The sequence below is a fragment of the Tistrella sp. genome, from assembly GCF_002684955.1.
Lineage (GTDB): Bacteria > Pseudomonadota > Alphaproteobacteria > Tistrellales > Tistrellaceae > Tistrella > Tistrella mobilis.
Genome location: NZ_NYWI01000086.1, coordinates 45,077 through 63,187, shown reverse-complemented (window position 1 = coordinate 63,187; position 18,111 = coordinate 45,077). Strand labels below are relative to the sequence as shown.

At 68.7% G+C, this 18,111-nt stretch carries 15 protein-coding genes; 11 read left to right on the top strand and 4 right to left on the bottom strand.

Annotation, left to right across the window (positions count from 1 at the left end):
* Positions 1 to 17: 17 nt before the first annotated feature.
* From folP to CMO28_RS28380, 5 genes are all read left to right on the top strand, one after another.
* A complete protein-coding gene (gene folP / locus CMO28_RS28400) occupies positions 18 to 1,223 on the top strand; it encodes a dihydropteroate synthase (RefSeq protein WP_296720529.1) in 1,206 nt (401 codons plus the stop codon).
* Positions 1,224 to 1,394: 171 nt separating this feature from the next.
* Positions 1,395 to 2,750: a phosphoglucosamine mutase gene (gene glmM, locus CMO28_RS28395; RefSeq protein WP_296720527.1), complete on the top strand. Its 1,356-nt coding sequence runs from the start codon at positions 1,395 to 1,397 to the stop codon at positions 2,748 to 2,750.
* A gap of 153 nt (positions 2,751 to 2,903) precedes the next feature.
* Positions 2,904 to 3,743, top strand: a complete 840-nt coding sequence (locus CMO28_RS28390; protein ID WP_062769687.1) for a bifunctional hydroxymethylpyrimidine kinase/phosphomethylpyrimidine kinase — start codon at positions 2,904 to 2,906, stop codon at positions 3,741 to 3,743.
* Complete coding sequence (thiD, locus tag CMO28_RS28385; protein WP_296720521.1) at positions 3,740 to 4,567, top strand: bifunctional hydroxymethylpyrimidine kinase/phosphomethylpyrimidine kinase; 828 nt, start codon at positions 3,740 to 3,742, stop codon at positions 4,565 to 4,567. Before CMO28_RS28390 ends, thiD begins: the two co-directional genes overlap by 4 nt.
* Before the next feature lie 353 nt (positions 4,568 to 4,920).
* Entirely contained in the window at positions 4,921 to 5,709 is a 789-nt protein-coding gene (locus CMO28_RS28380; protein ID WP_296720517.1) for a PhzF family phenazine biosynthesis protein, read from the top strand.
* A gap of 9 nt (positions 5,710 to 5,718) precedes the next feature.
* On the opposite strand, the gene CMO28_RS28375 is transcribed toward CMO28_RS28380, so the two are convergent.
* On the bottom strand, positions 5,719 to 6,831 hold the full coding sequence (locus CMO28_RS28375) for a GGDEF domain-containing protein (protein ID WP_296720513.1): 1,113 nt from the start codon (positions 6,829 to 6,831) through the stop codon (positions 5,719 to 5,721).
* A 280-nt stretch (positions 6,832 to 7,111) separates the two neighbouring features.
* Here CMO28_RS28375 and CMO28_RS28370 point away from each other — a divergent pair, with 280 nt between their 5' ends.
* The 6 genes from CMO28_RS28370 to CMO28_RS28345 all read left to right on the top strand — a co-directional run bounded on the left by CMO28_RS28370 (position 7,112) and on the right by CMO28_RS28345 (position 15,412).
* Positions 7,112 to 8,278: a phosphoserine transaminase gene (locus tag CMO28_RS28370; RefSeq protein ID WP_296720508.1), complete on the top strand. Its 1,167-nt coding sequence runs from the start codon at positions 7,112 to 7,114 to the stop codon at positions 8,276 to 8,278.
* A 124-nt stretch (positions 8,279 to 8,402) separates the two neighbouring features.
* Positions 8,403 to 9,980, top strand: a complete 1,578-nt coding sequence (gene serA / locus CMO28_RS28365; RefSeq protein ID WP_014744437.1) for a phosphoglycerate dehydrogenase — start codon at positions 8,403 to 8,405, stop codon at positions 9,978 to 9,980.
* A gap of 282 nt (positions 9,981 to 10,262) precedes the next feature.
* Positions 10,263 to 11,438: an ATP phosphoribosyltransferase regulatory subunit gene (locus CMO28_RS28360; protein ID WP_296720501.1), complete on the top strand. Its 1,176-nt coding sequence runs from the start codon at positions 10,263 to 10,265 to the stop codon at positions 11,436 to 11,438.
* Between the two features lie 4 nt (positions 11,439 to 11,442).
* The gene (locus tag CMO28_RS28355; RefSeq protein WP_041604831.1) at positions 11,443 to 12,735 is read left to right on the top strand and encodes an adenylosuccinate synthase; all 1,293 of its coding nucleotides are present in this window, start codon (positions 11,443 to 11,445) and stop codon (positions 12,733 to 12,735) included.
* A gap of 166 nt (positions 12,736 to 12,901) precedes the next feature.
* Positions 12,902 to 14,929 carry a hypothetical protein gene (locus tag CMO28_RS28350; protein ID WP_296720497.1) on the top strand — a complete coding sequence of 676 codons (2,028 nt, stop codon included), beginning with the start codon at positions 12,902 to 12,904 and terminating at the stop codon, positions 14,927 to 14,929.
* A 15-nt stretch (positions 14,930 to 14,944) separates the two neighbouring features.
* Positions 14,945 to 15,412: a hypothetical protein gene (locus CMO28_RS28345; protein ID WP_014744441.1), complete on the top strand. Its 468-nt coding sequence runs from the start codon at positions 14,945 to 14,947 to the stop codon at positions 15,410 to 15,412.
* A 27-nt stretch (positions 15,413 to 15,439) separates the two neighbouring features.
* Here the strand turns inward: CMO28_RS28345 and CMO28_RS28340 are convergent, their stop codons facing one another.
* From CMO28_RS28340 to CMO28_RS28330, 3 genes are read right to left on the bottom strand one after another with little or no spacing between them, the layout of a single operon-like run.
* Complete coding sequence (locus tag CMO28_RS28340) at positions 15,440 to 16,189, bottom strand: ABC transporter ATP-binding protein (protein ID WP_014744442.1); 750 nt, start codon at positions 16,187 to 16,189, stop codon at positions 15,440 to 15,442.
* Entirely contained in the window at positions 16,189 to 16,947 is a 759-nt protein-coding gene (locus tag CMO28_RS28335; RefSeq protein ID WP_062769711.1) for an ABC transporter ATP-binding protein, read from the bottom strand. Before CMO28_RS28335 ends, CMO28_RS28340 begins: the two co-directional genes overlap by 1 nt.
* A 12-nt stretch (positions 16,948 to 16,959) precedes the next feature.
* Entirely contained in the window at positions 16,960 to 18,111 is a 1,152-nt protein-coding gene (locus tag CMO28_RS28330) for a branched-chain amino acid ABC transporter permease (protein WP_014744444.1), read from the bottom strand.

Here is an 18,111-nt window from a genome sequence, read left to right as displayed (position 1 = left end):
CGGACCAGGACACGACCTTGGCCCATGACCTGCCTGCCAACGCTGCGGCCGCATCTTCGGATGCGGCCGCAGCCGCGTCTCTGGAGACCCGCATCCGCGAGGGCGATGCGGGTCTTCGTCTGTATGCCCGCCCCTTCGGTTTCGCGCCGGTCGCGGTCACCCCGGGGGCGGGACTTTTGAAACCCGTCATGCGCCTGCCGGGGCCGGGTTTCCGGCGCCTGGCGGGCGGCTGGCTCGCCTTCGACATGGTGGAACTGCTCTGGCGGGGCGGGCAGGGCCGCCCGGGCCGGGTGGTGCTGCCGGTGGAGGCGGCGCTGAGGCTTGCCGACCGGGTGATGGAATATCCGGGCGGCCGGCGCCTGGCCCGGCGGCTGCGGGCGCTGGAGGCCCCCCGCCAGCGCTTTGCCGGGCTCGATCTGCAGCGCCGCGCCCGGGTGATGGCGATCGTGAACGTCACGCCCGACAGTTTCTCGGATGGCGGCGACGCCTTTGCGCCTGCCGATGCCGCAGCGGCCGTCCGCCGGGCGCTGGCCGATGGCGCCGATCTGCTGGATCTGGGCGCCGAATCCACCCGCCCCGGCGCCGCCGATATCGACCCGGCCGAAGAGATCCGGCGGCTGGATCCGGCGCTGGACGAGGCGTCGGCCGCTGGGGCCGTGGTCTCGGTCGATACCCGCAAGGGCGCCGTGATGCACCATGCCGCCGGCCGCGGTGCCGCCATCGCCAACGATGTCAGCGGCTTCACCTACGACCCCGCGGCGGCGGGGGTGGTGGCACAGACGGGGCTCTCGGCCGTTGCCATGCATATGCGCGGCACGCCGGAAACCATGCAGCAGCTGACCGGCTATGACGATGTGGTGCTCGATGTCTTCGACGAACTCGAGGATCGGCTGGTCCTGCTCGACGAGGCGGGGGTGTCGCCGGGGCAGGTGGCGGTCGATCCCGGGATCGGATTTTCAAAGACGGTGGACCAGAATCTCGCTCTGTTGCATAACCTGTCGATCTTTCACGGCCTTGGCCGCCCCCTGCTGATCGGCGTGTCGCGCAAGAGCTTCATCGGCCGGATCACCGGCGAAGAGGCGCCCCGGGCGCGTGTGCCGGGCTCGCTTGCCGCCGCCCTGCTCGCGGTCGGCCAGGGCGCCCAGATCGTGAGGGTGCATGACGTGGCTGAAACGGTTCAGGCGCTGGTGGTCGGCCAGGCAATCGGCCGCGGCCGGGCGTAGGGCCGCCCGCGCCGCCGCCCGCGCCGCCGCCCGGCGGCGCCCGGCCGATGCTGCGGCATCGGTCGTCGCACCACCATCGGGCCCCTGTGCGGGGCCAAGCCTTGCCCATCCGCCCGCCGGCCAGCCCGGCGCGGAGGGCCCTCGGGACCAGGACATTCGGGTGATCTGATCATGGCGCGACGTTATTTCGGCACCGACGGCATTCGTGGCCAGGCCAACGCCTGGCCGATGACGGCCGAGGTGGCGCTCCGGGTCGGTGTCGCCACCGGCATGCATTTCCGCTCTGCCCGTGCACGCACCCGGGTCGTGATCGGCAAGGACACGCGGCTGTCGGGCTACATGATCGAGCCGGCGCTGACCGCGGGCTTCGTCTCGGCCGGCTGCGATGTCTTCCTGGTCGGCCCGATCCCGACGCCGGCGATCGCCATGCTCACCCGGTCGATGCGCTGCGATCTGGGGGTGATGATTTCGGCCTCGCACAATCCCTTCTCCGATAACGGCATCAAGCTGTTCGGCCCTGACGGCTACAAGCTGTCCGACGAGGTTCAGGCCGAGATCGAGGCCCTGATGGACGGGCCGCAGGATGGCGGGCTGGCGGCGCCCGAAAAGCTCGGCCGCGCCCGCCGGCTCGATACCGCCCGCGACCGCTATATCGAGGCGATCAAGGGCACGCTGCCGCGGGGCCTCAGGCTCGACGGGCTGAAGGTCGCGGTGGATTGCGCCAATGGTGCCGCCTATGCCGTCGCCCCCACAATTCTGTGGGAGCTGGGCGCCGAGGTCACCGCGATCGGTGTGGAGCCCGACGGCTTCAACATCAATCGCGGCTGCGGCTCCACCGCGCCCGAGGCGCTGGCGCGGACGGTGGTGGAGAAGGGCTGCGATATCGGCATCGCGCTCGACGGCGATGCCGACCGGGTGATCGTGGTCGACGAGGCCGGCCATCAGGTCGATGGCGACCAGATCATGGCGCTGATCGCCTCCAGCTGGGCCAAGCGCGGCCGGCTGACCGGCGGCGGGATTGTCGCCACGGTCATGTCGAATATGGGGCTGGAGCGCTATCTGGAGGCCCGCGGCCTCGCCCTGGTGCGCACGCAGGTCGGCGACCGCTATGTCGGCGAGCGCATGCGCGCCGACGGCTACAATGTCGGTGGCGAGCAGTCGGGCCACATGATCTTCAGCGACTATGCCACCACCGGCGACGGGCTGGTCGCCGCCCTGCAGGTGCTGGCGGTGATGGTGGACGAGGGGATCAGCGCCTCTGCCGCCACCCGCCGCTTCGATCCCTGGCCGCAGCTGCTGCGCAATGTCCGCTATGCCGGCCAGGCGCCCACGGGCGACGACGCGGTGGTTCGGGTGATCGCGGAAGAGACCGCGCGGCTGGACGGTCATGGCCGCATTCTGATCCGCCCCTCGGGCACCGAACCGCTGATCCGGGTCATGGCGGAAGCCGATGATCCCGTCCTGGTGGAACAGGTCGTCGGTCGTATCGTCGAAGTTATGGAGCGGGTGGCCACCCGACCTGAATGATCTGCATGGAGGGGGTGGAAGCATTAACTTTCGGCCCGCTAACATCATGCCGGACAAGGGTGGGGGGCATGCCTCCGCCGGATCATGTGAACGGGCGCCGCCGGCCGGGGGCTGTCGGACCGGAACCGTCAGGGTAGGGGAAAGGGCAGTCCGATGACGGGTGCTTCATCTGCGACGGCGATGCCGCGGCTGCTCAGCGTGGACCACGGCGATCCCGAGGGCCGGGGAGGCATCGCCTTCGACCTGAAGCTCGCCACCGCCTGCGGGGTTTATGCGGCGAGCACGGTGACGGCCATCGTCGCCGATGGCGAGGCGATGCCGGTGCCGGCCGACATCGTCGGCGGCCAGCTCAGGGCGGTGATGGAAGATATCGGCGCCGATGCCCTGCGCATCGGCCGGGTGACCGAGACCGACCAGCTGCTGGCGGTGTCGGAAGTGGTGGAACATCTGGGCCATGGCGTGCCGCTGATCCTGGATCCGGTGCTGGTCGATGCCACCGGCCGCCATCTGATGAACCGCGATGCGCTGCAGGTGCTGAAGGCCCGGCTGGTGGTCCGCGCCCAGGCGCTGATCCTGGATCTGGCAGCGGCCGAAATGATGGTCGGGCGCGAAATCCGCCATGTCGACGGGCTGATCGATGCGGTGGCCACGCTGGCGAGCCTGGGGCCCGAGCAGGTGGTGGTGGCCGGCGGTCCCGCCTTCGGCATCGCCATGCTCGCCGATGACGATATCGACCTGATCGCCGATGAAGGCCTGGCGGCCGGGCCGCTGGGCGGCCCGCCGATCGGGCTTGCGACCGCGGTCGCCATGGGCGCGATCCGGGGGCTCGACGCAAGGCGGTCGTGGCGGCATCATGCCGAGCTGATCCGGGCGACGGTGGCCGCCGATCCGGCTGCGCGCGCCGCGGCCGGCTCTCATCCCTCCACCGACCTGCATGCCGCTTTCCGGGCGGTGACGCCCGACGATCCCGCCGGCGAGGAGACCTGCCCGTGACCACCAGCTTGCCCCGTGTGTTGATCATCGCCGGGTCCGATTCCGGCGGCGGGGCCGGCATCCAGGCCGACGTCAAGACCACGCTGGCACTGGGGGCCGACGGCTGCCCGGCGATCACCGCGCTCACCGTCCAGAACACGCTGGGGGTGACGGGTGTCTGGGAGGTGCCGGCCCCGGCCCTGATCGCCGAAATCGACGCGGTGCTGGCCGGCGGTGTCACCGCGGCCAAGACCGGCATGCTCCATTCGGCCGAGGTGATCCGGACGGTCAGTGAGCGGCTGGATCCGGCGCTGGCAGGCGGCCTCGATCTGGTGGTCGACCCGGTGATGGTCGCCAAGGGCGGCCACCGGCTGCTGCGCGCCGATGCGGTAGAGGCGCTGAAGGCGCTGATGCTGCCGCGGGCGGCCGTGGTGACCCCGAACCTGCCCGAGGCCGAGGTGCTGACCGGCCTTGCCGTCACCGACCCGGCCTCGATGATCCAGGCCGGCCGCAGCCTGATCGCCCAGGGCGCCCGTGCGGCGCTGATCAAGGGTGGCCATATGGACGGGCCGGTGCTGGTCGACATGCTGGTGACGCCCGCCCCCGAAGGCGGGCTCAAGGTGCTGCGCTTCGAAAGCGCCCGGATCGACAGCCGCCATACTCACGGCACCGGCTGCACCACGGCCAGCGCCATTGCCGCCGGCCTTGCCCGCGGCCGGCCCATGGCCGAAGCCGTGGCGGTGGCGCGGTCCTATGTCCGCCAGGCCATGCTGGCGGCACCCGGGCTGGGCCATGGCCATGGCCCGCTTCGCCACGACTGGAACCGGGTGGTGGCGGCTTTGTGACGGCCGATCGCCCATAACGGCGTTATGGTGAAACTGACGGTGGGGGCGCGCCAGGTTGGCATCCGGCGGCCAAGGCGTGTAAGGTGAACGAATGGGGCACGGGCATCGCCGTCCGGCGGCAGCACGGGCCCCATACCTTTTTCGTCTGTCGTCTACCCTTTTCCCCTGTCGTCGCGGAACCTTGCCAGATGTCGAGCGGTCCGTCAGAGAAGCCGGAGCGGGGCGATCCCTCGGCGCCGGTTGAAGCCAGCACACTGGTCCGGTTCTCCCCGACCAGGCCTCCCACCACTGCGGGAGGGGCCTCGACGACCGCCGCCACCCGATCCCAACGTTCCGAGACCTCCGGCCGCCGCATGCAGATCCCAATCTGCCATCTCGACGTCTTCGCCGACCGCGTGTTCCGCGGCGTGCCCGCCGTGGTCTGCCCGCTGGACGGCTGGCTGCCCGACGACATCCTGGCCGATATCGCCGGCGAGCATGCCAAGGCCGAAACCGTGTTTCTGGTCGGCACCGCCGGGGTCTACGAGGTGCGCTGGTTCTCGCGCGCGGCCGAGGTGCCGCTCTCGGCACCGGGCGCGCTGGCGGCGGCGCATACCGTCTTCCATTACCTGGAGCCGCAGCTCCGCCGCGTGCAGCTGCTTACCCCATCGGGCATGATCATGGGCCAGCGCGACACCTCGTCGGTGCTGGTCGATCTGCCGCTGCGCCCGCCGGTGAAGATGCTGGGTCGGGTGGACCTCACCGCCGCGCTGGGCGGCATCACGCCCGAGACGGTGATGATGCTCGACAGCTCGTGCTATGTGGCGGTGCTTGCCGACGAGGCGGCGGTAGAGGCGGTGCGCATCGACCGCGCTGCCATGGACACGCTCGGCCGGCCGGTGGTGGTGCTCACCTCTCCCGGCGATCAGAGCGATTTCACCGCCCGGGTGGTGGCGGCGAAATGGGGCCCCGAGGCACTCGCCGTCCGGTCCTCGGCGCTGTGCACCCTGCTGCCCTATTGGCGCCAGCGTCTGGACCGCGACGACCTGACCGTGCGTGTGGTCGGCCAGCGCGGCGGCAGCGCCTGGTGCAGCAGCGGGCGTGACCGGGCCGTGGTGGCGGCCCTGGGTCAGCGCTACATGGAAGGCATCATCTACCTTTAGGACCGGGCGTCAGGACCGGGCTTCGGCCACCGGCCGGAAACCGTGCTTGTCGGCATACATCCGCCGGTCGGCCGCCATGATCAGCGCATCCAGCGTCGATCCGTCGGCGGGTGCTGCGGCGGCGCCGATGCTGACACGCGCCGGCAGGGGAAAGCCGGCCCCGACGGTGATCCGGCCATTGATGTCGGCATCCAGTTCGGCCACCCGGCCGTCCAGATCGCTGCTGTCGCCCGTTCCGTCGATGAACAGCGCGAATTCATCGCCGCCCAGCCGGATCGGCGTCTCGCCCGGCCTGATCAGCCCGCGCAGGGTATCGGCGATCCAGATCAGTGCCCTGTCGCCCTGATCGTGGCCGAAACTGTCATTGATGTGCTTGAACCCGTCCAGGTCGATCAGCACCAGGCCGGCCCGGTCATGGGCCAGGCTGCGTGTCGCCAGACGGTCGAGCAGGCGGCGGTTGCCGATGCCGGTCAGCGGATCGCGATCGGCCAGATCGGCCAGCGCGCGATGCACTTTCAGGTTCACCATCAGCAGCATGCCGAAGGTCCAGCTCAGGATGAACAGCAGCGAGATGAAGAACACATAGGCATGCGCCGGATCGCCCGGCGCGCGGAAGGTGCCGCGCGGCGCGCCAAGGGCGGCGTCGATGCGGAGCAGATAGCTGCAGACCATCAGCGCGGTGCCGGCGGCGATCATCAGATGGATGGTCCGTTCGTCGCGGCGGGCGCGATGCAGCAGGGCCGCGATCATCGCGACCAGGATCAGGCTGTTCAGCATGTCGTTCAGCGTGATCCGCAGCCAGTCCTGGTTCAGGTTCACGATCACCTGAACGGCTTCGATCAGCATGGCCGTCGGCGTCATCCAGCGCAGCCGTCCCGCCGGGATCAGCCCGCGAAACCGGAGCACCCCGTCCAGGATCAGCACCAGGCTGCCGGTCGAGATCGTCATGTTGAGCGGAATGGCGATCTCCCGCCCCAGCCAGGGCATCGCCACCCAGGCCAGGAACGACAGCGTGCCGCCGAAGGCGGCCAGCATCCACGAGATGAGGCCGGCCATCGGCCGGTTCAGACGCCAGATAACGATCGAGACCATCGACGAGATGACGCAGGTCATGATGATCATGATCCCGACCGTCCTGAGGTCGATGACGTCCGGCCAGGAGAGCATTTTGCAGTCGTCGCCGTAAGCAGCAGGGGCAGGCCAGCACTATGCGGGCTGCAGGGTTAAGAAATCATGTGGGCAATCGGGGTTCAGGCTGGTGTATGAGCCATGCGTCCCGTGCATGGCTTCCGTCCGGTTCCTGCCCGGCGGACATGTGTTGACCGGTGAGGGTGACCTCACTATCGTCGTCAGCGGGCCGCGACCCCCCAACGGGTCGCCACTCTTCCTGAGGGGAAGGCACATGACGATGAAACCCGCCGCGAAGCCGCTTGATCCGCGCTTCTCGTCCGGCCCCTGCGCCAAGCGCCCGGGCTGGAGCCTCGATGCCTTGAGCGACGCTGCGCTCGGCATCTCGCACCGCGCGAAGCTTGGCAAGGCCAAGCTCAAGGAAGCCATCGATCGCACCGCGGCGATCCTCGGCGTCCCGGCCGACTTCAAGGTCGGCATCGTTCCCGCCTCCGATACCGGCGCCTTCGAGATGGCCATGTGGTCGATGCTCGGCGCCCGCGGCGTCGACATCCTGTCGTGGGAAAGCTTCGGCGACGGCTGGAAGACCGACATCGTCAAGCAGCTGAAGCTCCAGGACGTCCGCAGCTTCACCGCCGGTTACGGCCAGCTGCCGGATCTGGGCCAGGTCGATTTTACCCGCGACGTGATCTTCACCTGGAACGGCACCACCTCGGGCGTGCGGGTTCCGAACGGCGACTGGATCGCGGCCGATCGCGAGGGGCTCACCTTCTGCGACGCCACCTCCGCCGCTTTCGCGATGGACATGCCCTGGGACAAGCTCGACGTCGTCACCTTCTCGTGGCAGAAGGTGCTGGGCTCGGAAGGCCAGCACGGCATGCTGATCCTCTCGCCGCGCGCGGTCGCCCGGCTGGAGAGCTACACCCCGGCCTGGCCGCTGCCCAAGATCTTCCGCATGACCAAGGGCGGCAAGCTGATCGACGGCATCTTCAAGGGTGAGACGATCAACACCCCGTCGATGCTGGCGCTGGAAGACTATCTCGACGCCCTGAAATGGGCCGAGCAGATCGGCGGCCTCGAGGCCCTGATCGCCCGCACCGAAGGCAATTTCGCGGTGCTGGCCGACTGGGTCGCGAAGACCGGCTGGGTCGATTTCCTCGCCACCGATGCCGCCACCCGCTCGCCGACCTCGATCTGCCTCGCGATCGTCGATCCCTGGTTCCAGGGTCTCGACGCCGCCGGCCAGGCCAAGGTCCAGAAGGATCTGACCGGTCTGCTGGATGCCGAGGGTGCGGCGCTGGATATCGGTGCCTATCGCGATGCCCCGGCCGGCCTGCGCATCTGGGGTGGTGCGACCGTCGAGCGCGCCAATCTGGAAGCGCTGCTGCCCTGGCTCGACTGGGCCTGGGATCAGGTGAAGACCAAGGCCGCCGCGGCCTGAGCCCCTGCATCTGAGCCTCCCGCTCCATACGACCTCATTTCCCCGAATTCCCGGTTCGAAAACGGTGCCCCGCCCGCCCGCATGATCCTGCGGGCGGGCGTGCGGCCCGCGATGGAGACTTCCCATGCCCAAGGTCCTGATTTCCGACAAGATGAGCCCCGCCGCCGCCGAGATCTTCGCCTCGCGCGGGATCGAGGTCGACGTGAAGCCGGGCATGACCCCGGACGAGCTGCGCGCGGTGATCGGCGCGTATGACGGCCTGGCCATCCGTTCGGCCACCAAGGTCACCAAGGACATCCTGGCGGCCGCAACCAATCTGCGTGTCGTCGGCCGCGCCGGCATCGGCGTCGACAATGTCGACATCCCGGCCGCCTCGGCCCATGGCGTGGTCGTGATGAACACGCCCTTCGGCAACTCGATCACCACCGCCGAGCATGCGATCTCGCTGATGCTGTCGATGCTGCGCCAGATCCCGGCGGCCAATGCCTCGACCCATGCCGGCAAGTGGGAAAAGAACCGCTTCATGGGCGTGGAAGTGACGGGCAAGACCCTCGGTGTGATCGGCGTCGGCAATATCGGCGCCATCGTCGCCGACCGCGCCCAGGGCCTGAAGATGAAGGTGATCGGCTTCGATCCCTTCCTGTCGCCCGAGCGCGCGCAGGATCTGGGCGTCGAGAAGGTGGAGCTGGACGAGCTGTTCCGCCGCGCCGACGTCATCACCCTGCACACGCCCCTGACCGACGGCACCCGCGGCATCATCGGCGCCGACGCCTTCACCAAGATGAAGGACGGCGTCTATATCGTGAACTGCGCCCGCGGCGGCCTGGTGGTCGAAAAGGACCTGAAGGCGGCGCTCGACTCCGGCAAGGTGGCTGGGGCGGCCCTCGACGTCTTCGCCGAAGAGCCGGCGAAGGAGAATGCGCTGTTCGGTGACGAGCGCGTGGTCGCCACCCCGCATCTGGGCGCCAGCACCGTCGAGGCGCAGGAGAACGTCGCCCTGCAGGTGGCCGAGCAGATGGCCGACTACCTGCTGACCGGCGCCATCACCAACGCGATCAACGTGCCGTCGGTGACTGCGGAAGAGGCGCCGAAGCTGAAGCCCTATATGAAGCTGGCCGAACAGCTGGGCAGCTTTGCGGGCCAGCTGGCCGAAACCGGCCTGCGCGGCGTGACCGTCGAGTATTCGGGCCAGGTTGCCACCCTCAACACCCGGCCGATCACCGCGGCCCTGCTGACCGGCCTGCTGCGCCCGCTGCTCGACAGCGTCAACATGGTCAACGCCCCGATCGTCGCCAAGGAGCGCAACATCTCGGTGACCGAGGTGCGCAGCGACAAGGCGACCGATTTCCAGACCCAGATCAAGCTGACCGTCTCGGACGAGCGCGGCGGCCGCAGCGTCGCCGGCACCCTGATCGCCGGCAACCGCCCGCGTCTGGTCTCGGTCGAGGATGTGGCGATCGAAGCCGAACTGGCCGAGAACATGCTGTTCGTGGTCAACAACGACAAGCCGGGCTTTATCGGCGGCGTCGGCCGCACGCTCGGCGAATCGGGCATCAACATCGCGAGCTTCCATCTCGGCCGTCAGGCGCCCGGCGCCCGCGCGATCTGCCTGATCGAGGTCGACCAGCCCCTGCGCGAGGCGGTGCTGAAGCAGGTCCAGGGCCTGCCGAACGTGATCACCGCCCTGTCGCTCAGCTTCTGAGCGACTCTCATCGAAGGGACCGCGCTCAGCTTCTGAGCGACTCTCATCGAAGGGACCGCGCTCAGCTTCTGAGCGCGAGCGGTCTCAAAAGTATCGAAACCGGTCGTTCCCTCGGGGGCGGCCGGTTTCGTGCGTTTGCGGTTGAGTGCCGGGGCCCGGGGGGCTACACTCCGCCCCGGCCGCCGGCACCCGGGAAACGGGGTCGTGACGGCCTTCGTGCGTCCTGAACCGGCCGTGGAAAGACACGGTCCGGATATTTTCCATGGGTTGAGACCGGGGCCGATGATCGACGACCGCCAGCGCGCGCTCCTGCCGAACGGGTTGCAGGACCTTCTGCCGCCCGATGCCGCCTTCGAGGCGCAGACGATCGAGCGGCTGATGGCTCATTTCGCGGCCGAAGGCTATGCGCGGGTGAAGCCGCCGCTCGTGGAATTCGAAGACAGCCTGCTGACCGGCCCGGGCCGGCTGCTCGCCGCCCAGATCTTCCGGGTGATGGATCCGGTGTCGCAGCGGATGATGGGTGTCCGCGCCGACATGACGCCGCAGCTGGCCCGCATCGCCGCCACCCGCCTGGCCCATGCCGCCCGGCCGCTGCGCCTGTCCTATGCCGGCCAGGTGCTGCGCGTGCGCGGCGGCATGCTGCGGCCCGAACGCCAGTTCGCCCAGGTCGGTATCGAGCTGATCGGCGCGCCCGAACCCACGGCGGATGCCGAGGTGGTGCGGCTGGCCGCCGAGGCACTGACCGGCATCGGCGTGAAGGGGCTGACCATCGATCTCAACCTGCCGACCATGGTCGATGTGGTGGCCGAAGCCTTCGGCCTGCCGACCGATCAGCTGGGCCCGCTGCGCGAGGCGCTGGACCGCAAGGATCCGACGGCGGTGGCCGAACTCGCCGGTGCCGCGGCACCGCTCTATGCCGGGCTGCTGGATGCCGCGGGCATCGCCGCCGAGGCGCTGGCCCGGCTGGATGCGCTGGAGCTGCCGGCCGAGGCGCGCCGCCTGGTCGCGATGGTCGCCGATGTGGTCCGGGTCATCGATCTGGCCGATCTGGATGCCCAGGTGACGATCGATCCGATCGAGCATCGCGGGCTTGACTATCAGACCGGCGTCAGCTTCTCGCTGTTTGCAGCCGGCGTGCGCGGAGAGCTGGGCAGCGGCGGCCGCTATGTCGCCGGGGCCGATCAGAACGGCGGCGGCGAGCCCGCCACCGGCTTCAGTCTTTATATGGACAGCGTGCTCCGGGCGATCGATGCGCCCGTGCGGCCGCGTCATCTCTACCTGCCGTTCGGCTGCGGCCCGGTTGCGGGCCGCAGTTTCCGTGCCGACGGCTGGATCACCGTCCAGGGCCTTGCGCCCGAGACCGACCCTGTCGCGGAGGCGCGCGCGCAGGGCTGTTCCCATATCCTGCGGGGGGCTGATGCCATCCCGCTCGACGCCATCGATATCCGGGGGGCGTAAGCTCATGAGCAACGTGGTCGTTGTCGGCTCCCAGTGGGGCGACGAGGGCAAGGGCAAGATCGTCGACTGGCTGTCGCACCGTGCCGACGTGGTGGTGCGGTTCCAGGGCGGCCATAATGCCGGTCACACGCTGGTTATCGACGGCAAGACCTACAAGCTCAGCCTGCTGCCGTCGGGCGTGGTGCGGGGCAAGCTGTCGCTGATCGGCAATGGCGTGGTCGTCGATCCCTGGGCCCTGCTCGACGAGATCGACCGGATCGGCAAGCTGGGGGTGAAGATCACCCCCGACACGCTGCGCATCGCCGAGAATGTCTGCCTGATCCTGCCGCTGCACGGCGTGGTCGACCGCGCGCGTGAAGCGGCGCGCGGCGGCAACAAGATCGGCACCACCGGCCGCGGCATCGGGCCCGCCTACGAGGACAAGGTCGCCCGCCGGGCGATCCGCCTCTGCGACCTGACCGATCGCGACCTGCTGGCGACCAAGCTCGACGATCTGCTGCTGCACCACAACGCGCTGCTCACCGGCCTCGGCGCCGAAGAGCGGTTCTCGCGCGACGAGGTGATGGCGAAGCTCGACGAGATCGCGCCGAAGCTGCTGCCCTATATGGATCCGGTCTGGCGGACGCTGAACGAGGCCCGCCGCGCCCGCAAGCGCATTCTGTTCGAGGGCGCCCAGGGGGCGATGCTCGACATCGACCACGGCACCTATCCCTTCGTCACTTCGTCGAACACGGTGGCGGCGCAGGCGGCGACCGGCAGCGGTTTCGCGGTCGGCCAGATCGGCTATGTGCTGGGCATCACCAAGGCCTACACCACCCGCGTCGGCTCGGGCCCGTTCCCGAGCGAGCTGCATGACGAGATCGGCAAGCTGCTGGGCGAGCGCGGCCATGAATTCGGCACCGTCACCGGCCGTCCGCGCCGCTGCGGCTGGTTCGATGCGGTCGCGGTTCGCCAGGCCATCAAGACCGGCGGCATCGACGGCATCGCGCTGACCAAGCTCGACGTGCTCGACGGGCTGGAGAAGATCAAGGTCTGCACCGGCTATCGCCACAAGGGCGCGGTCATCGACTATCTCCCGTCGAGCCCGCGGGCCCAGGCCGAGATCGAGCCGGTCTACGAGACCATCGAGGGCTGGAGCGAGAGCACCCAGGGCGCGCGGTCCTGGGCCGATCTGCCGGCGACCGCCATCAAGTACATCCGCCGGGTGGAAGAGCTGATCGAGGCGCCGGTGGCGCTGCTGTCGACCAGCCCCGAGCGCGAGGACACCATCCTGGTCCACGATCCGTTCATCGATTGATCGGATCGTCGCAGGACGGGACGGGATCAGGGCCGCCGGTGGATTTCTGCCGGCGGCCCTGTCGTTCGGGCACCCCCTTCGGCCGTGCAGCATCGTCTGGAACCGGGTATACAGGGGAAGGGGACCGCGACCGGACGGGAGCGGGTAGGGGACGGGGCGCGTCTGGATGTCGGAAGCCGGGCAGAACGAACATACCATCATCGGCGGACGCTACCGGATGATACCGGGCGTGCGGCTGGAGGAGTTCGACCGGCCGCATGTCGAGGCTTTCGGCGCCGAGGATCTGCGCGAGAAGGACCGGCCGCTGATCGCCCTGGTCGCCCGGCGCGGCCGGCCGGTGCGCGACGACTGGCTGCGGGTGGTCCGCCGGATCGACCAGCCCGGGCTGTTGCGCACCGTCGAAGGCGGGGTGATCGACCCGGGCGACGGCAAGGGCCGGCGCTTCGCGGTGATCCTGGAACGTCCGCTCGGTGGTCGGGTGATCGACTGGCTGAAGACCGACGGCCAGAACCGCGACGATCTGGAACTGTCGCGGCTGCTGCTCCGGCCGCTGATCGCGGCGCTGAAGGCGCTGCACGATGCGCGCATGGCGCATCGGGCGATCGCGCTCGACAATCTCTATTTCGCCGATCTGGCCCGGACGCGTATCGCGCTGGGCGACTGCCTGTGCGGCCCGCCGGGCGAGGGCCAGCCGATCGCCTTCGAAAGCGTCGAACGGGCGGCCGCCCTGCCGGCAGGCCGCGGCGAGGGCGGCCCGCGCGAGGATTTCTTTGCGCTGGGCGCACTGTTCGCCGCGGCGCTGGCCCGCCGGGTGCCGGGGCTGGAAAGCGCGGAGGCGGCGGCGGATCTGATGCGCCGCCGGCTGGAGCGCGGATCCTATGTGGCGCTGACCGATCGGGCGCGGTTCGGCACCGATGTCGGCGGCCTGCTGCGCGGGCTGTTGAGCGACAATGCCGAGGAACGCTGGGGCTATGAAGAGGTCAGGGCCTGGCTGGACGGCCGACGCAGCATCGGCGCCATGCATTCCACCCGGCCGCAGGCGGCGCGATCCTTCATCTTCAAGGGCATCGAGCACACCAATGCCATGAGTCTCGCCACCGCGCTGGCCGAGAACTGGCGGGAAGCGCTCAGGATCGTGATCGACGAAAAGCTCGACGGCTGGGTCGCGCGGGCGATCGGCGACGAGCGGCGCGGCAACATGATCACCCAGGCGATCGCCGCCGGCCGGGTCGATGCCGGGCCGGGCGGCGATGCCACGCTCGCCCGGGTGCTCGCGGCGCTCGATCCTGAAGGGCCGCTGCGGCTGCGCCATGTGGCGGTGATGAAGGACGGGCTGGGGCCGCTGATCGCGGTCGCCTTTCTCGACGACGACCGCGACACCCGCCAGGCCATGGCCGAAATACTGATGGAAGGCCTGCCGATGATCGGGCTCAGCCTGGTCGATCCGAACGATCAGACCAAGCGGCGCCTGGCGCAGAGCGAGATGGCCGATTTCATGCGGCTGCGCGGTTTCGTGGCCGAGCCGATGATGGGCTTCGGGCTGGAGCGGGTGCTCTACGACCTGAACCCGACCCTGCCATGCCTGAGCCCGCTGGTCGCCGACGCCTATCCGCAGAGCGTGGCCGACCTGCTGATGGCGCTGGATCACCGCGCCCGCGGGGCGGGGCGGGGCACGGCACCGGTCGACCGCCATATTGCCGCCTTCATCGCCACCAAACTCAGCATCTCTTATGCCGGGGCGCTGCGCGGCGTGGTGGTGGGCGGCGACGGCGAGGCCTCGGAACGGCTTGCTCAGCTCAACCTGTTGAGCCTCGCCCAGGAAACCCAGCCCCAGGTGCGCGTGCCGATGCTGGCCCGCTGGCTGGTGCAGCGGCTGGGGCCGGTGGTGCAGAGCTATAACGGCAAGACCACGCGGGAATGGATGGAGAAAGAGCTGGAGCGGGTGGCGCCGCTCGGCTCCCTGAACGCGCTTCGGGCGATCGTCGACAATCCCGAACGGCGCGAGGCCGACAACCGCGGCATGGCCAATGCCCAGGCGCTGCATGCCCAGCTGTCTTTCGGCATCCGCCGGCTGAACGAGACCCGGGCGGCCCGGCGGCTGGAGGCGCAGCATTTCGGCCGCCAGGTCGCGGCGATGCTGGGCTATATGATCCTGCTCGGGGTGCTGGCGGCGCTCACCCTGGGCGACGTCTGACCGGCGGGGGCAAGGATGGCGAAGAAGAAGACCGCGGCCCGGCGCGCGCCGGCCAAACAGAAGAGCATGACCCTGCCGCTGACCTTTCTGGCGGTGCTGGGCACGCTCGCGATCTTCGCGACCCCCACCGCCCTGGTGCTGGCGATCGGCATGGCGCCGTCGCTGGTGGCGGTGTTCATGGAAAACCGGCCCGGCGCCTATACCGCCAAATGCATCACCGCCTGCAATCTGGCCGGCGTGCTGCCGGTGCTGCGCGATCTGTGGCTGACCGGCCATCTGCTGTCGCAGGCGCGGATGATGGTCGGCGATCCGATCGTCTGGCTGCAGATGTATGGTGCCGCCGGGGTCGGCTGGTCGCTGGTCTGGCTGGCGCCGCTGGTCGCCGGCGTCTTCGCCGATGCCGGCCATGACCGCTCGGTCGCGAAACTCGAAGCCCGCCAGGAAAAGCTGCGCGAAGAATGGGGCGACGGCATCACCGGGTGATGCCGTCGTCGTAAGGTCTGGCCGGCCTCAGATCGCCAGATACTCGTTCCGCAGCTCCGCATCGTCGAGCACGGCCTGCGCCGAGCCGTCGAAGACGATTTCGCCCATATGCAGGATCAGCGCGCGGTTGGCGAGCTGAAGCGCCGCGACCGCGTTCTGTTCGACGATGATGGTGGTGATGCCCATCTGCTTGATCTCGGCGACGATGCGCTCGATCTCTTCCACGATCACCGGCGCCAGCCCTTCATAGGGCTCGTCCAGCAGCAGCAGCTTCAGGTCGCGGGCAAGGGCGCGGGCCACCGCCAGCATCTGCTGTTCGCCGCCGGACAGCGTCACCCCCTCCTGGTGGCGCCGTTCGGCAAGCCGCGGGAAGCGTTCATAGATCCGCTCCAGCGGCCAGCCCTTGGGCTCGGCGATCTGGGCCAGCTGCAGGTTCTCTTCAACCGTCAGGCCGGGGATGATCCGGCGGTCTTCCTGCACCAGCTGCACGCCGTGTTTGGCCGCCTCGAAATCGCGCATTTTGTGCAGCGCGGCGCCGTTCAGCCAGATCTCGCCGCTTTTGAGTTCAGGGTCGGTGGCCCGGGCAAGGGTGCGCAGCGTCGAGGTCTTGCCGGCGCCGTTGCGGCCGAGCAGGGCGACGACATCGCCCTCGGCCATGTCGAAGCTGACCCCCTGGACGATGTAGCTTTCGCCGTAATAGGCGTGAATGTTGCGCACGCTGAAATAGGGGGCCTTGGCGGAGGCGGCGGCCGGCCCGGCGGAAGGCATCGCGTTCATCAGTGGTTTCCTCCGAGATAGGCCTCGCGCACCTTCGGATTGGCGCGCACCTCGTCGGGCGCGCCATCGGCGATGATCCGCCCCTGGGCCAGCACGGTGATCCGGTCGGCCAGAGAGAACACCACATGCATGTCGTGTTCGATGATCACCTTGGTCATGCCGCGCTCCTTGATCTTCTTCAGCAGATCGATCGTGGAGTTGGTGTCGTGGCGTGACATACCGGCGGTGGGCTCGTCCAGCAGCAGCAGGCGGGGGTGCTGGACCAGCGCCATGGCCAGTTCCAGCCGCCGCTTGTCGCCGCGCGACAGGCTGCCGGCGGTGCGGTGCATGTGCTCTTTCAGCCCGACATCGGTCAGCCAGTGCTCCGCCTCGTCGCGGATCGCCGCCTGGGCCGACACCATCTGCAACGGGTTGAGCCTGAACGATCCGTCGCGCTTCGCAAAGGCCGGCACCATCACATTCTGCAAGAGGGTGAGATCGGGAAAGATCTCGGGCGTCTGGAAGACGCGCGCGATGCCCATCTGGTTGATCTCGTGCGGCTTCTTGCCGGTGATGACCTCGCCGTCGAACACCACGGCACCCGAATCCGGCGGCAGCCGCCCGATGCAGACATTGAGCAAAGTGGATTTGCCGGCGCCGTTCGGGCCGATGATGGCGTGGGTGGTGCCCTCCATGACCTGGAGGTCGATATCCGACAGCGCCTTCAGACCCCGGAAATTCTTCTGCACATCGGCGACGTGGAGGACTGCATTCTCCATGGCCGTCATCTCCTATTCCGCCTTGGCCGGGCGCAGGCCGCCCGTGGTCTGATCCGCCGTCGCAGGCTGCCGGCGCCGTGTCCAGGCCGCCCGGATCCGCCGGGCGCCCTCCATCAGCCCGCCGGGCAGGAAGATCACGATCACCAGGAAGATCAGGCCGAGCGTCAGGTGCCAGCCCTCGCCCACGAAGGGGGAGATGACCGTTACCATGGTGTGCTGCAGCCCGTCGGGCAGGAAGGAGAGCGCATCTTCCAGCTTGGCATGGTGATAGGCCGAGAAGATGTTCTCGAAATACTTGATGACGGTCGCCCCGATCAGCGGGCCGAGCAGGGTGCCGGCGCCGCCCAGAATGGTCATCAGCACCACCTCGCCCGAGGCGGTCCACTGCATGCGCTCGGCCCCTGCCAGCGGGTCGGTCACCACCAGCAGCGCGCCGGCGAGGCCGGCATACATGCCCGAGATCACGAAGGCGGCCATGGTATAGGGCCGGGTGTTGAAGCCGGTATAGGCCATGCGGGTCTGGTTGGACTTGATCGCCCGCAGCATCATGCCGAAGGGCGAATTGTCGATCCGGAGCGTCAGGAAGAAGCCCAGGATCAGCAGCACCGCGCAGAAATAGAAGCCGCCGAAGCCGCTCATATCCATGCCGAAGATGGTCGGCACCGGCAGGCCGACGGTCGGCTCGACGCCCAGCGCCGCATCGATGACCCTGGGATCGCTCTGCGACAGCTGCAGCCCGGTTTCACCATTGGTGATGGGGGTGAGCACCGAATAGGCCAGATTGTAGGACATCTGGGCGAAGGCGAGCGTCAGGATCGAGAAATAGATGCCGCTGCGGCGCAGGCTGATGAAGCCGATCACCGCGGCGAAGATGCCTGAGACCAGCACGCCGAAGATCAGCGCCGGGATGGCGCTCATGGTCAGCAGCTTGAACGACCACATCGCGGCATAGGACCCGACGCCCAGAAAGGCGGCATGGCCGAAGGACAGATAGCCGGTCATGCCGAACAGGACGTTGAAGCCGATGGCCAGAATGCCGTAGATCGCGAACCGCTGAAGCAGATCGGGATAGGCGGCACCGAAGGGCTGCATCCACAGCGGCATGGTCAGGATGACCAGGGTGAAGACGGCCATATAGATCAGGTCGTGGCGAAGCGTGCGCAT

Coding starts and splice junctions, on each gene's coding strand:
- CMO28_RS28335 (WP_062769711.1), bottom strand. CDS start 16,947: ATGGAGAATGCAGTCCTCCACGTCGCCGATGTGCAGAAGAATTTCCGG.
- CMO28_RS28370 (WP_296720508.1), top strand. CDS start 7,112: ATGACGATGAAACCCGCCGCGAAGCCGCTTGATCCGCGCTTCTCGTCC.
- glmM (WP_296720527.1), top strand. CDS start 1,395: ATGGCGCGACGTTATTTCGGCACCGACGGCATTCGTGGCCAGGCCAAC.
- CMO28_RS28355 (WP_041604831.1), top strand. CDS start 11,443: ATGAGCAACGTGGTCGTTGTCGGCTCCCAGTGGGGCGACGAGGGCAAG.
- CMO28_RS28360 (WP_296720501.1), top strand. CDS start 10,263: ATGATCGACGACCGCCAGCGCGCGCTCCTGCCGAACGGGTTGCAGGAC.
- CMO28_RS28340 (WP_014744442.1), bottom strand. CDS start 16,189: ATGAACGCGATGCCTTCCGCCGGGCCGGCCGCCGCCTCCGCCAAGGCC.
- CMO28_RS28375 (WP_296720513.1), bottom strand. CDS start 6,831: ATGATCATCATGACCTGCGTCATCTCGTCGATGGTCTCGATCGTTATC.
- CMO28_RS28390 (WP_062769687.1), top strand. CDS start 2,904: ATGACGGGTGCTTCATCTGCGACGGCGATGCCGCGGCTGCTCAGCGTG.
- serA (WP_014744437.1), top strand. CDS start 8,403: ATGCCCAAGGTCCTGATTTCCGACAAGATGAGCCCCGCCGCCGCCGAG.
- CMO28_RS28380 (WP_296720517.1), top strand. CDS start 4,921: ATGCAGATCCCAATCTGCCATCTCGACGTCTTCGCCGACCGCGTGTTC.
- CMO28_RS28330 (WP_014744444.1), bottom strand. CDS start 18,111: ATGCGCACGCTTCGCCACGACCTGATCTATATGGCCGTCTTCACCCTG.
- CMO28_RS28350 (WP_296720497.1), top strand. CDS start 12,902: ATGTCGGAAGCCGGGCAGAACGAACATACCATCATCGGCGGACGCTAC.
- CMO28_RS28345 (WP_014744441.1), top strand. CDS start 14,945: ATGGCGAAGAAGAAGACCGCGGCCCGGCGCGCGCCGGCCAAACAGAAG.